Consider the following 12,724-nt stretch of genomic DNA (forward strand, 5'->3'; position numbering starts at 1 on the left):
CCCCGGGGCGCGCCGCGCCCCGGGGGTTCTGTCCGACCGGTCCCGTGATCAGAGCTGCTGGGCGTTCAGCTTCTGCATCATGTAGGTGTCGTAGTTGTACTCCGCGACCTGCTGGTACGTGTAGTGCAGATCCCGGAAGGCCTTGATCGAGTCCCACATGGCCTTGAAATCGGGATTGGAGCCGTCGAGCTCGGCATAGACCTCGTTCGAGGTCTGGAGGCAGGCATCGAGGATCTCGGTCGAGTAGGGCCGGAGCTGCGCGCCGCCCGCCACCAGGTTCCGGATCGCGGTGGGGTTCAGGAAGTCGTACTTCTGCAGCATGTCCGCGTCAGTCGCCCGGGCCGCCGTGCGCAGGAGCGACTTGTAGCTTTCGGGCAGCGCCTCGTACTGCTCGAGATTGAACATGAAGTGGACGGTCGGACCACCCTCCCACCAGCCGGGATAATAGTAGTAGGGCGCGACCTGCACGAAGCCGAGCTTCTCGTCGTCATAGGGCCCGACCCATTCGGCCGCGTCGATCGTCCCGGTTTCCAGCGCCGAGTAGATGTCGCCGCCCGCGATCTGCTGCGGCACGACGCCCAGCCGCTCCAGGATCGAGCCCGCGAAGCCGCCGACCCGCATCTTGAGGCCCTGAAGGTCCTGCACGGTGTTGATCTCTCGCCGGAACCACCCGCCCATCTGCACGCCGGTGTTGCCGCCGGGCAGCGCGAAGAGGCCCTGCTTGGCGAAGAACTGGTTGGCGAGATCGATCCCGCCGCCGTGGTAGTGCCAGGCGTTCATGCCCCGCGCATTGAGTGAGAACGGGATCGCCGCCGGGACGGCCCAGGCCGGATCCTTGCCCCAGTAGTAGTAGGACACGGTGTGGCAGGCCTCGACCGTGCCCTCCATCACGGCGTCCGCGGCCTGCAGGCCGGGCACCAGCTCGCCCGCGGCGAAGACCTGGAGATCGAAGTTGCCGTCGGTGGCCTCGCTCAGGAAGCGCGACAGCGTGGTGGCCCCGCCGAAGATGGTGTCGAGCGAGTTGGGAAAGGACGACGTCAGCCGCCAGCGAATCTGCGGGTTGCTCTGGGCGATGGCGGGCGCGGCCAGGCCGGCGGCCGCGGCGGCGCCGACCCCGGCGCGGGACAGGAATGAACGACGATCCAAGTTGTGGCCTCTCTGTGTGGTCCCGCTGGCGGGCGGGTTATCGTGTTGTGCAGCCGAACCTTACCGGGCTCCGTCCCTGCGACAAGCCGGTGAGTCAGCCCATGCCGTTGCGTCAGAAGACAACAGGGGCGATCCTGTCGGACCGCCCCGCACTCGGCACCCCACAAGGCGGGGCGGGCCGTGAACGTCCACTCGTGACCCCCCACACAGGCGACGGCCGACCCCCCAAGGCCATCTGACACCGGGATTATCCGGAGGATATGGCAACGGGATGACGGCTTCGCGGCGGAACAGTCCGCGCCGCCGGGACGTTGGGCGGGCGTCCAACGCCAGGAGCTGCCGCCATGTCCGACGCCCCCGCGAACGCCACCCGCCGGTCGGGCTCCAGCGACCGGCAAGGGCGCGGCTGGTGGAAGCTTCTCGTCAACGTCTACAAGGAGATGACCGAGGACCATGTGGGCCTGATCGCCGCGGGCGTGGCCTTCTACGGCCTCCTGGCGATCTTTCCGGGGATCGTCGCGGGCATGGCCGTGGCCGGCCTCGTCATGGACCCCGACACCGTCGTGAGCCAGCTCGAAGGGCTCTCGCGCTTCCTACCGCAGGAGGCCACGCAGATCGTCATCGACCAGGCGATCGCCGTGGCGGGGTCCGAATCGGGCGGGCTCGGGCTGGCGGCGCTCTTCGGCGTCCTGGTCGCGCTCTACTCGGCCTCCAAGGGCGTGACCTCCCTGATGGAGGGGCTCAACGTCGCCTTCGAGGTGGAGGACAAGCGCGGGATCGTCCGCTACTACCTGACGGCCTTCGGGCTCACGATCGGCCTGATCGTCGGCTTCCTCCTGATCGTCGCCATCCTGGCGCTGCTGCCGGTGATCCTGTCCTTCCTCCAGTTCGGGGACCTCACGCAGACGGTCGTGCGCATCCTGCGCTGGCCCATCGTCCTCGCGATCCTCGCGCTCGGGCTCGCGGTCCTCTACCGCTACGCGCCCGACCGCGGCCCCGTGCCATGGCACTGGATCACCCCCGGCGCGGGCGCGGCCTGCATCCTGTGGCTGATCGGCTCGATCCTGTTCGCCGTCTACGTCCAGAACTTCGGCGGCTATAACGAGACCTTCGGCGCCCTGGGCGGGGTCATCATCCTCCTCACCTGGCTCTGGCTCTCGGCCTACATCGTGCTGATGGGCGCCGAGATGGACGACGAGATCGAGCGTCAGGACAAGGCGGCCGGCGAAGCGGCCGAGCCCGTGCGCGCTGCCAAGGCCGTCACGCCGGGACAGCAATAAAGTTTCGCGTCAGCACGGACCTGCGACATTTTCTCATCCGATTCGGGTTGACCTTGGGGTGTTGCGCGGGCATAAGCCGCAGCGCACGATGGTGGAACGCATGATTAACCTTCTTCCGGTAGTCGTAGGGACGTGGCGCATGGGCCGGTGACGGCAGACCCATCCGGTCCCCATGCGCCCCCGAGGAACCTTCCCGGGGGCTTTTTCATGCCCAAGGAGTGATGACGATGGACGGCACGACCCACATGACACGCGAGATGACCGGCGCCCGGATGGTGGTCCAGGCTCTCATGGACCAGGGCGTGGACACGGTGTTCGGCTATCCCGGCGGCGCCGTGCTGCCCATCTATGACGAGATCTTCCAACAGAACGACATCCGCCACATCCTCGTCCGGCACGAGCAGGCCGCCGTGCACGCGGCCGAGGGCTATGCCCGCTCCACCGGCAAGGTCGGCGTGGCGCTCGTGACCTCGGGCCCCGGCGCGACCAACGCCGTCACCGGGCTCACCGACGCCCTGATGGACTCGGTCCCCATCGTCGTCCTGACGGGCCAGGTTCCCACCTTCATGATCGGCTCGGACGCCTTCCAGGAGGCCGACACCATCGGGATCACCCGCCCCTGCACCAAGGCCAACTGGCTGGTGAAGGAAACCGACCGGCTCGCCGCCACCCTGCACGAGGCCTTCCACGTCGCCCGCTCGGGCCGCCCCGGCCCCGTCCTCATCGACATCCCCAAGGACGTCCAGTTCGCGACCGGCACCTACGCGCCGCGCGCAGGGCACGCCTCGCGCTACCAGCCCGGGCGCCAGCCCGACCCGGCGATGATCGAGGCCATCGTCGAGGCCATGGAAACCGCCGAGCGTCCGGTCCTCTACACCGGCGGCGGCGTCATCAACTCCGGCCCCGAGGCGACGGCGCTCCTGCGCGAACTGGTTTCCGCCACGGGCTTTCCCATCACCTCGACGCTGATGGGCTTGGGCGCCTACCCCGCCTCCGGGCCGCAATGGCTCGGGATGCTCGGGATGCACGGCCTCTACGAGGCCAACATGGCCATGCACGGCTGCGACCTGATGCTCAACATCGGCGCCCGCTTCGACGACCGCATCACCGGCCGTCTCGACGCCTTCTCGCCCGGCTCGCGCAAGGCGCATGTCGACATCGACCCGTCCTCGATCAACAAGGTCGTCCGCGTCGACTTCCCCGTGGTCTCGGACGTGGCCGACGCGCTCCGGGCGATCCTCGAGACGTGGAAGGCCCGCGGCGCCCGCACGAACCGGGCGGCGCTGGACGCCTGGCAGGGCCAGATAGACCAATGGCGAGCGCGCAAGTGCCTGACCTACACGCCGTCCCAGACCACCATCAAGCCCCAGTACGCCCTGGAGCGCCTGGAGGCCCTGACCAAGGGCATGGACCGCTACATCTGCACCGAGGTCGGCCAGCACCAGATGTGGGCCGCGCAGTTCCTGGGCTTCGAGGACCCGAACCGCTGGATGACCTCCGGGGGCCTGGGCACCATGGGCTACGGCTTCCCCGCCTCCATCGGCGTGCAGCTCGCCCACCCCGACGCGCTCGTCATCAACGTCGCGGGCGAGGCGTCCTGGCTCATGAACATGCAGGAAATGGGGACCGCGATGCAGTATCGCCTGCCGGTCAAGCAGTTCATCCTGAACAACGAACGCCTCGGCATGGTCCGCCAGTGGCAGCAACTCCTCCACGGAGAGCGCTACTCCTCCTCCTGGAGCGAGTCCCTGCCCGACTTCGTGAAGCTTGCCGAGGCCTTCGGGGCCAAGGGCATCCTCTGCAAGGACCCCGCGGACCTCGACGACGCGATCATGGAGATGCTGAACCATCCCGGCCCGGTCATCTTCGATTGCTTGGTGGAGAAGCATGAGAACTGCTTCCCCATGATCCCGTCGGGCAAGCCGCATAACGAGATGCTCCTGGGCGATGCCTCCACCAAGGGGGCGATCCAGGCCGGGGGCGCGGTGCTCGTCTGAGCGCCGGGAAAAGGATACAGGGACATGGCTCTCAACATCGCGACCGGCTCGACGAGCCACTCGGCCTACGACCTTCGTTCCACCTTCTCCGAGGTGGTGGAGAAGCACACCCTTGCCGTCATCGTGGACAACGAGCCCGGCGTGCTCGCCCGCGTGATCGGGCTCTTCTCAGGCCGCGGCTACAACATCGAATCGCTCACGGTGGCCGAGACGGACCACCAGGGGCACCTGAGCCGCATCACCATCGTGACCGCCGGCACGCCGCAGATCATCGACCAGATCGAGGCGCAGCTCGGCCGTATCGTGCAGGTGCGCGCCGTCCACGACCTGACCGCCGAAGGTCCGGCGGTCGAGCGGGAACTGGCGCTCCTCAAGGTCGTGGCGACCGGCGACCACCGCGTCGAGGCCCTGCGCCTTGCCGACATCTTCCGGGCCAAGGCGGTCGATTCCACCCTGGGCAGCTTCGTCTTCGAGATCACCGGCACGCCCGAAAAGGTCGACGCCTTCGCCGATCTGATGCGGCCTCTGGGCCTGCAGGAGATTGCGCGGACCGGCGTCGCGGCGCTGTCGCGGGGCGTCAAGACGGCCTGAGGCGGCCCCAAACATTAGGCCCGCGCCGGTTAGCCCCGGCGCGGGCCTTTCCTTTCCCTCCGCCTTTTGATCGAACGGTCAAAACAGCGGATGGGGAACGGGCATGACGCCGCGCAAGATCATCATCGATACCGATCCGGGGCAGGACGACGCCATCGCCATCCTGCTCGCGCTCGCCTCGCCCGAGATCGAGCTTCTGGGCGTGACGACGGTCGCGGGCAACGTGCCGCTCGCCCGCACGCAGGAGAACGCCCGCAAGGCCGTCGAGCTGTCCGGCCGCCCGGTCCCCGTGATGGCGGGCTGCGACCGCCCCCTCCGGCGCCCCCTTAGTACGGCCGAGCACGTCCACGGCAAGACAGGCCTCGACGGCGCCGACCTGCCCGAGCCGTCCATTCCGCTCGACCCCCGCCATGGCGTCGACTTCCTGATCGACACGCTGCGCGCCCATCCCGCAGGCACCGTCACGATCTGCATTCTCGGGCCGATGACGAACGTCGCCACCGCCTTCCTGCGCGCCCCCGACTTGGTGGAGCGCGTGCGGGAGATCGTCCTCATGGGAGGCGGCTACTTCGAACAGGGCAACATCACCCCGGCGGCCGAGTTCAACATCTACGTGGACCCCGAGGCCGCCGAGACGGTCATCAAGTGCGGGCGCCCCGTGACCATCATCCCGCTCGACTGCACGCACAAGGCGCTGACCACCCGCGCCCGCGTGGACGCCTTCCGAGCGCTGGGCACCCGCGTCGGCGCCGTCGTCGCCGGCTGGCTCGACTTCTTCGAGCGTTTCGACGTGCAGAAATACGGCTCGGAGGGCGGGCCGCTCCACGACCCCTGCGTGATCGCCTACCTGCTGCGGCCCGACCTCTTCGCGGGACGCCACATCAACGTGGAAATAGAGACCCGGTCCGAGCTGACCCGCGGCGCCATGGTCGCGGACTGGTGGCGCGTGAGCGGGCGCGCCCCCAACGCCACCTTCCTCAAGGAGGTGGACGCAGACGGCTACTTCGCGCTCCTGACCGAGAGGCTGGCGGTGCTCTAGCGACCGCTTGGCCCAGGCGGGTGCGGCCCCTACATGGGCTCCATGACCCTCCACATCCCCTTCGACAACAGCTACGCCCGCCTGCCCGACCGTTTCTACGTCCGGCAGGACCCGGTCCCGGTCGCCGAACCCCGGCTCCTCGCGCTGAACGAGGTGCTGGCCCGGGATCTTGGCCTCGACCCCGCCGCGCTCGCCTCGCCCGAGGGCCTCGCCATGCTGGCCGGCAACGCCGTGCCCGAAGGGGCCGAGCCGCTCGCGCAAGCCTATGCCGGGCACCAGTTCGGCGGCTGGAACCCGCGCCTGGGCGATGGACGGGCGATCCTCTTGGGCGAGGTCGTCGACGCCCAAGGCCGGCGCCGCGACATCCAGCTCAAGGGCTCGGGCCGCACGCCCTTCTCGCGCATGGGGGACGGCCGCGCCTGGGTCGGCCCCGTCCTGCGCGAGTTCGTCGTCTCCGAGGCGATGCACGCGATGGGCGTCCCCACCACCCGCGCGCTCTCGGCCGTCGCCACCGGCGAGACGATCCGGCGCGAGCGCGCCTATCCGGGCGCGGTGCTGGCCCGCGTGGCCTCCAGCCACATCCGGGTGGGCACCTTCCAGTACTTCTACGCCCGCAACGACATGGAGGCGCTGGCCGCGCTCACCGACCACGTCCTGAGCCGCCACTATCCCGAGGCCGAGGGCGCCATGGGGCTCCTGCGCGCGGTGGTCGACCGGCAGGCGCGGCTCGTGGCGCAGTGGATGTCGCTGGGCTTCATCCATGGCGTGATGAACACGGACAACATGGCGGTGTCGGGCGAGACCATCGACTACGGTCCTTGCGCCTTCATGGACGCCTACCACCCGGACACCGTGTTCTCGTCCATCGATGCCCACGGCCGCTACGCCTATCGCCAGCAGCCGCAAGTCGCGGCCTGGAACCTCGCGCAGCTCGCCACCGCGCTCCTGCCGCTGATGGGCAACGAAGCCGCGATCCCCGAGGCGACCGAGGTCGTCCAGGGCCTCGCGCCCATCTACGCCGCCGAATGGACCCGCCGCTTCGCTGCCAAGCTGGGCCTCGACCCCGAGGACCCGCAGGTGCAGCCACTGGCCACGCGGCTCCTCGACCAGATGGCGGCGACGGGGGCCGACTTCACGATCACGTTCCGCGCGCTCGCGGAGGGCACGGACCTGCCGGACCTCCTCGCCGCGCAGCCCGAGTTCCAGCAGTGGCGCAAGGACTGGGAGGCGAAGTCCCCCGACCTCGCCGCGATGCGCCGCGCGAATCCCGCGATCATCCCGCGCAACCACCGGGTCGAGGCGATGATCCAGGCCGCCGTCGAGGGCGACCTCGGGCCGCTGGAGGACCTGCGGGCCGCCTTGGCGGACCCCTTCGAGCCCGACCCGCGCTTCGACCACCTCCGTGTGCCGCCGCAGGAGGAGGAAAAGGTGCTCCAGACCTTCTGCGGCACATGAACGAAGGGCGGGACCGTGGCCCCGCCCTTCGTCATTCCCTCACGCCACCCGTCACTCGGTGACGCGCACGTCCACCATGCGATCGGGCGTGCCGCTCACCTCGCCGTTGGCGCCGTCGCCGCGCTTGATGGCGTCCAGCACCTCCAGGCCCGACGTCACCTCGCCCACCACCGTGTACTGGCTGTTCAGGTGCGGGGCATCGGAGAACATGATGAAGAACTGGCTGTTGGCGCTGTTGGGGTCCGACGACCGCGCCATGCCCACCACGCCGCGCGCGAAGGGCCGGTCCGAGAACTCGGCCTCCAGGTCCGGCAGGTCCGAGCCGCCGGTCCCCGCCAGCGACAGGTCCCCGCCCTCCTTGCCGTTCTGCACGTCGCCGGTCTGGGCCATGAAGCCCTCGATCACGCGGTGGAACACGACGTTGTCGTACTGGTCGCCGCTCGCGAGTTCCGTGATCCGCGCGACGTGGTTCGGCGCCACGTCCTCGAAGAGATCGACCACGATGGTCCCGTTCGCCTCGCCGGCCACGTCGATCTCGAGCCCCGTCGCCAGGGCGGGCGTCCCCGCCAGCGCGAGAAGGATGGCAAGTCGCTTCATTGGGTTCCTCCGGTCTGCTGATCGCCGGCGTCATCCGCCGCCACCCGGACGCGGATCATGCGGTCGGGGTTCTGGGGCGGCTCGCCGCGCGTGATCCTGTCGACATGCTCCATGCCCGAGATCACCCGTCCGTAGACGGTGTACTGCCCGTTCAGGAAGCTGTTGTCCTTGAAGTTGATGAAGAACTGGCTGTTGGCGCTGTTGGGGTTCGACGACCGCGCCGCGCCCAGCGTGCCGCGGGCGTGGGGCTCCCTGGAGAACTCGGCCGGCAGGTCCGGCAGGTCCGACCCGCCCGTGCCCGCGCGACGGGGGTTGTAGTCCTTTTCCATGTTCCCGTTCTCGACGTCGCCGGTCTGGGCCATGAAGCCCTCGATGACGCGGTGGAAGGCCACGTTGTCATAGGCGCCCCGACGCGCCAGCTCCTTCATCCGCTCGGCGTGCTTGGGCGCGACCTGCGGCAGGAGCTCGATCACGACCGGCCCGTCCTTGAGCTCGATGATGATGGTGTTCTCGGGGTCCTTGATGTCGGCCATCGGGCCCTCCCTTCATTCTGGACTGCGCGAGACTTAGAGGCCGCCCGGCCCAAAGCCAATCCCGCCGTTGACCTCACGGGCCCGAGAGGCCACCTGTAGCGCGCTGGAGCGGAAGGAGACGGGAATGCCCTGGAAATCGGTTGAGCAGATGGACCTGCGCGGCAAGCGCGTGCTGACCCGCGTGGACCTGAACGTCCCGGTGGAGAACGGGCAGGTCACCGACACCACGCGGATCGACCGCATCGTGCCCACGATCCGCGCGATCCTGGCCGGGGGCGGAAAGCCGATCCTGCTGGCGCATTTCGGCCGGCCCAAGGGCAAGGTGGACCCGTCCCAGTCGCTCCGCCTCGTGGGCCCGGCGCTGAAGGAGGCCCTGGGCCAGCCGGTGTTCTTCGCGCCCGACTGCGTGGGCCCCCAGGCCGAGGCCGCCGTCGCCGCGCTGCAGGACGGCGAGGTGCTTCTTCTGGAGAACACCCGCTTTCACCCCGAGGAGGAGAAGAACGACCCCGCCTTCGCCGCCGCGATGGCGCGGCTCGGTGACGTCTACTGCAACGACGCCTTTTCCGCCGCGCACCGGGCCCATGCTTCGACCGAGGGGCTCGCCCGCCTCCTGCCCTCCTGCGCGGGTCTCCTGATGGCCGAGGAACTGTCGGCGCTCGACCGCGCACTGGGCAACCCGCAGCGGCCCGTGGTCGCCATCGTCGGCGGCTCCAAGGTCTCGACCAAGCTCGACCTTCTGAACAACCTCGTGACCAAGGTGGACCACCTCGTGATCGGCGGCGCGATGGCCAACACCTTCCTGCACGCTCAGGGCTACCCCGTGGGCCATTCGCTCCACGAGCCCGACCTCGCCGAAACCGCCCGCGCCATCCTGACCGCCGCCGAACGCGCCGGCTGCGAGATCGTGCTGCCCCGCGACGTGGTCGTGGCCAAGGAACTGGCCCCCGGCGCGACGGAAAGCTTCGTCTCGCCCCATGAATGCCCCGACGACATGATGATCCTCGACGTGGGCCCGCAGACGGTGAGCTACGTCGACACGGTGCTGCGCGGCGCCCGGACGCTGATCTGGAACGGCCCCGTCGGCGCCTTCGAGACCCCGCCCTTCGACGCCGGCACCCACGCCATCGCCCGCAAGGCGGCGGATCTCACGCAGGCCGGGGGCCTCGTCTCGGTGGCGGGCGGGGGCGACACGGTCGCGGCGCTCAACGACACGGGCGTGGCGGGCCACTTCACCTATGTCTCCAGCGCCGGGGGAGCCTTCCTCGAATGGATGGAGGGCAAGGTCCTGCCCGGCGTGGCCGCGCTCGGGTGATCCGTTAGCGCTGCCAAGCCATTGCCCCTCGCGCCGCCGCGCCTTACCCCTTCCGCGACCCTTCAACACGAGGCCAGCCATGACCATCACATCCACCGTGCAGTCGATCCTGAGGAACTACGAGGGCGAGACCCCCGGCGTGAAGGCCAACCTCGCGCGGATGCTGATGCAGGGGCGGCTCGCGGGCACGGGCCGGATGGTGATCCTGCCGGTGGACCAGGGCTTCGAGCACGGGCCCGCCCGCAGCTTCGCGGTCAACTCCGAGGCCTATGACCCCCACTACCACTACCAGCTCGCCCTCGACGCGGGGCTTTCGGCCTATGCCGCCCCGCTCGGGCCCCTGGAGGCCGGCGCCGATACCTTCGCGGGCCAGATCCCGACGATCCTCAAGGTGAACTCGTCGAACTCGCTCCTGCCCGCCGGGCCCAAGACCCAGGCCGTCACCGCCACGGTGGACGACGCGCTGCGGCTGGGCTGCGCCGCCATCGGCTTCACGATCTACCCGGGCTCCTCTCGCTCGCTCGAGATGTTCGAGGACATCGCCGAGATGCGCAAGGAAGCCGCCGCCAAGGGCGTGGCGACGGTGATCTGGTCCTACCCGCGCGGCGAGGACCTCGACAGCAAGGGCGAGACGGCCGTGGACGTGACGGCTTACGCCGCCCATATCGCCGCGCTGCTGGGCGCTCACATCATCAAGGTGAAGCTGCCCACCGACCACCTGTCGCAGCCCGAGGCCAAGAAGGTCTACGAGGCGCAGAAGATCGACGTCAGCTCGCAGGCCGCGCGCGTGCGCCACGTCGTCCAGGCCTGCTTCAACGGCCGCCGCCTGGTGGTCTTCTCGGGCGGCGCCGCCAAGGGCGAGGATTCGGTGCTCCAGGACGGCCGCGACATCCACGCGGGCGGCGGCAACGGCTCGATCATCGGCCGGAACGTCTTCCAGCGCCCGCGCGCCGAGGCCCTGGCGCTGCTCGAGCAGCTCGTGGGCATCTACACGGCCTGATCGGCCCTTTCCGATGCCGGCGGCCCATGGCCGTCGGCGTCATCCGGCCCGGCCCCTGTGGCCTCGGCGCCTCAGGCTCGCGGCTGCGGCGCCGAACGTCTCGCCAAGCCTGCCCGCCCCGTGCCACGCTCCGCCAAAGGCGCCCGGCAGAGGCGCACCGGGCAGCGAGGGCATTCATCATGATCCGCCGGACACGCGCGCCGTTGGGCTTCGTGGTCTACACGACCGCGATGGGCCTCTTCGCGCTCTACTTCATCTTCGCCGCGATCCAGGGCGACTTCGGCATCTTCCGCCGCGCCGAGGTTGACGCCGAGGCGCTGGAGCTGAAGGTGCAGCTCGCCTCCCTGTCGGAGCAGGTCGCCCGGATGGAGAACCTGACCCGCCGCCTTTCCGACGACTATCTCGACCTCGACCTGCTCGACCAGCAGGCCCGCGACGTGCTGGGCCTGATCCGCCCGGACGAGGTGGTCATCCGCTGACCTTTCCCGAATGTCGCCGGGGCCTTCTCGCCGCAGCGCGGCGAGGGCGGCCCCTCGCCAAGGCCGTCGCGCTCCGCTAAGTCCTTTCGGGACATCCGACCAAGGTCGAGGCAGGAGAAGACCCCATGGCCACCGCGACAGCAGCGCCCACCGCCACGCCCGAACCCGAATCAGAGGCCCGTCCGAACGTCTCCCGCGACGAGCTTCTGAAGTATTACCGCGAGATGCTGCTCATCCGCCGCTTCGAGGAGAAGGCCGGCCAGCTCTACGGCATGGGCCTGATCGGCGGCTTCTGCCACCTCTACATCGGCCAGGAAGCGGTCGTGGTGGGCCTCGAAGCCGCCGCCGAGGAGGGCGACAAGCGGATCACCTCCTACCGCGACCACGGACACATGCTCGCCTGCGGCATGGACGCCAAGGGCGTGATGGCCGAGCTCACGGGCCGCGAAGGAGGCTACTCCAAGGGCAAGGGCGGCTCCATGCACATGTTCAGCAAGGAGCGGCATTTCTACGGCGGCCACGGGATCGTCGCGGCGCAGGTGCCCATCGGCGCGGGCCTCGCCTTCGCGGACAAGTACCTGAACAACGGCCGCGTGACCTTCACCTACTTCGGCGACGGCGCCGCGAACCAGGGCCAGGTCTACGAAAGCTACAACATGGCCCAGCTCTGGAGCCTCCCGGTCGTCTTCGTGATCGAGAACAACCAGTACGCCATGGGGACCTCCGTCAAGCGCTCCACCATGTCCCGCACCTACTGGGAGCGTGGCGCCGCCTACGGCATCGCCGGAGAGGAGGTGGACGGCATGGACGTCCTCGCCGTCAAGGCGGCCGGAGAGCGCGCCGTCGCGCACTGCCGCTCGGGCGCCGGTCCGTACATCCTCGAGGTCAAGACCTATCGCTACCGCGGCCACTCCATGTCGGACCCCGCCAAGTACCGCACCCGCGAGGAGGTCCAGAAGATGAAGGAGGAGCGCGACCCGATCGAGCAGGTCCGCTCTATGCTCCTCACCGGCAGCCACGCGAGCGAGGACGACCTCAAGGCGATCGACAAGGAGATCCGCGATATCGTCAACGAGGCGGCCGAGTTCTCGAAGGAAAGCCCCGAACCTGACCTGACTGAGCTCTGGACCGATATCGTCGCCTGAGCCGGGCGCTCCGGTAAGGTTTCGTTAGGACGACCGCGCGGTGGTGGAAGAACTCGTTAACCCCGCTGCGGCATAGATGGTGAACACGGACCGCCCGACCGTCCCGGACGACAAGGGACGCGGCGAGCGGCGGAACGACGACTGCTAGGG

Annotated in this window: 12 protein-coding genes; 9 read left to right on the forward strand and 3 right to left on the reverse strand. The window is 69.1% G+C overall.

The genetic code is table 11. The features are described 5' to 3' along the window. Positions 1 to 48: 48 nt before the first annotated feature. Positions 49 to 1,146 (reverse strand): TRAP transporter substrate-binding protein, encoded by a 1,098-nt coding sequence (locus tag FHG71_RS05955; protein ID WP_139080707.1) that lies wholly within the window; start codon positions 1,144 to 1,146, stop codon positions 49 to 51. 344 nt (positions 1,147 to 1,490) lie between these two features. Between FHG71_RS05955 and FHG71_RS05960 the strand changes: the two genes are divergently transcribed. From FHG71_RS05960 to FHG71_RS05980, 5 genes are all read left to right on the forward strand, one after another. Then, positions 1,491 to 2,426: a YihY/virulence factor BrkB family protein gene (locus FHG71_RS05960; protein WP_139080708.1), complete on the forward strand. Its 936-nt coding sequence runs from the start codon at positions 1,491 to 1,493 to the stop codon at positions 2,424 to 2,426. 245 nt (positions 2,427 to 2,671) lie between these two features. After that, positions 2,672 to 4,423, forward strand: a complete 1,752-nt coding sequence (locus FHG71_RS05965) for an acetolactate synthase 3 large subunit (RefSeq protein WP_139080817.1) — start codon at positions 2,672 to 2,674, stop codon at positions 4,421 to 4,423. A gap of 24 nt (positions 4,424 to 4,447) precedes the next feature. Beyond that, complete coding sequence (ilvN, locus tag FHG71_RS05970) at positions 4,448 to 5,014, forward strand: acetolactate synthase small subunit (protein WP_139080709.1); 567 nt, start codon at positions 4,448 to 4,450, stop codon at positions 5,012 to 5,014. A 103-nt stretch (positions 5,015 to 5,117) separates the two neighbouring features. After that, entirely contained in the window at positions 5,118 to 6,053 is a 936-nt protein-coding gene (locus FHG71_RS05975) for a nucleoside hydrolase (protein WP_139080710.1), read from the forward strand. 42 nt (positions 6,054 to 6,095) lie between these two features. Beyond that, positions 6,096 to 7,508, forward strand: a complete 1,413-nt coding sequence (locus FHG71_RS05980) for a protein adenylyltransferase SelO (protein ID WP_139080711.1) — start codon at positions 6,096 to 6,098, stop codon at positions 7,506 to 7,508. Between the two features lie 51 nt (positions 7,509 to 7,559). On the opposite strand, the gene FHG71_RS05985 is transcribed toward FHG71_RS05980, so the two are convergent. After that, the gene (locus tag FHG71_RS05985; protein WP_139080712.1) at positions 7,560 to 8,105 is read right to left on the reverse strand and encodes a peptidylprolyl isomerase; all 546 of its coding nucleotides are present in this window, start codon (positions 8,103 to 8,105) and stop codon (positions 7,560 to 7,562) included. Further along, positions 8,102 to 8,638 carry a peptidylprolyl isomerase gene (locus FHG71_RS05990; RefSeq protein ID WP_139080713.1) on the reverse strand — a complete coding sequence of 179 codons (537 nt, stop codon included), beginning with the start codon at positions 8,636 to 8,638 and terminating at the stop codon, positions 8,102 to 8,104. The genes FHG71_RS05985 and FHG71_RS05990 overlap by 4 nt, the downstream gene beginning before the upstream one ends. A 124-nt stretch (positions 8,639 to 8,762) precedes the next feature. On the opposite strand from FHG71_RS05990, the gene FHG71_RS05995 reads away from it, so the two are divergent. The 4 genes from FHG71_RS05995 (at position 8,763) to pdhA (ending at position 12,574) form a co-directional block, all read left to right on the forward strand. Then, entirely contained in the window at positions 8,763 to 9,950 is a 1,188-nt protein-coding gene (locus tag FHG71_RS05995) for a phosphoglycerate kinase (RefSeq protein ID WP_139080714.1), read from the forward strand. Between the two features lie 79 nt (positions 9,951 to 10,029). Beyond that, complete coding sequence (locus FHG71_RS06000) at positions 10,030 to 10,950, forward strand: class I fructose-bisphosphate aldolase (RefSeq protein WP_139080715.1); 921 nt, start codon at positions 10,030 to 10,032, stop codon at positions 10,948 to 10,950. A 179-nt stretch (positions 10,951 to 11,129) separates the two neighbouring features. Then, positions 11,130 to 11,429, forward strand: coding sequence for an FtsB family cell division protein (locus FHG71_RS06005; RefSeq protein WP_176559306.1), 300 nt, complete (start codon positions 11,130 to 11,132; stop codon positions 11,427 to 11,429). A 125-nt stretch (positions 11,430 to 11,554) separates the two neighbouring features. Further along, entirely contained in the window at positions 11,555 to 12,574 is a 1,020-nt protein-coding gene (gene pdhA / locus FHG71_RS06010; RefSeq protein ID WP_139080716.1) for a pyruvate dehydrogenase (acetyl-transferring) E1 component subunit alpha, read from the forward strand. Positions 12,575 to 12,724: the final 150 nt, after the last annotated feature.

This window comes from Rubellimicrobium roseum, assembly GCF_006152145.1.
GTDB lineage: Bacteria > Pseudomonadota > Alphaproteobacteria > Rhodobacterales > Rhodobacteraceae > Rubellimicrobium > Rubellimicrobium roseum.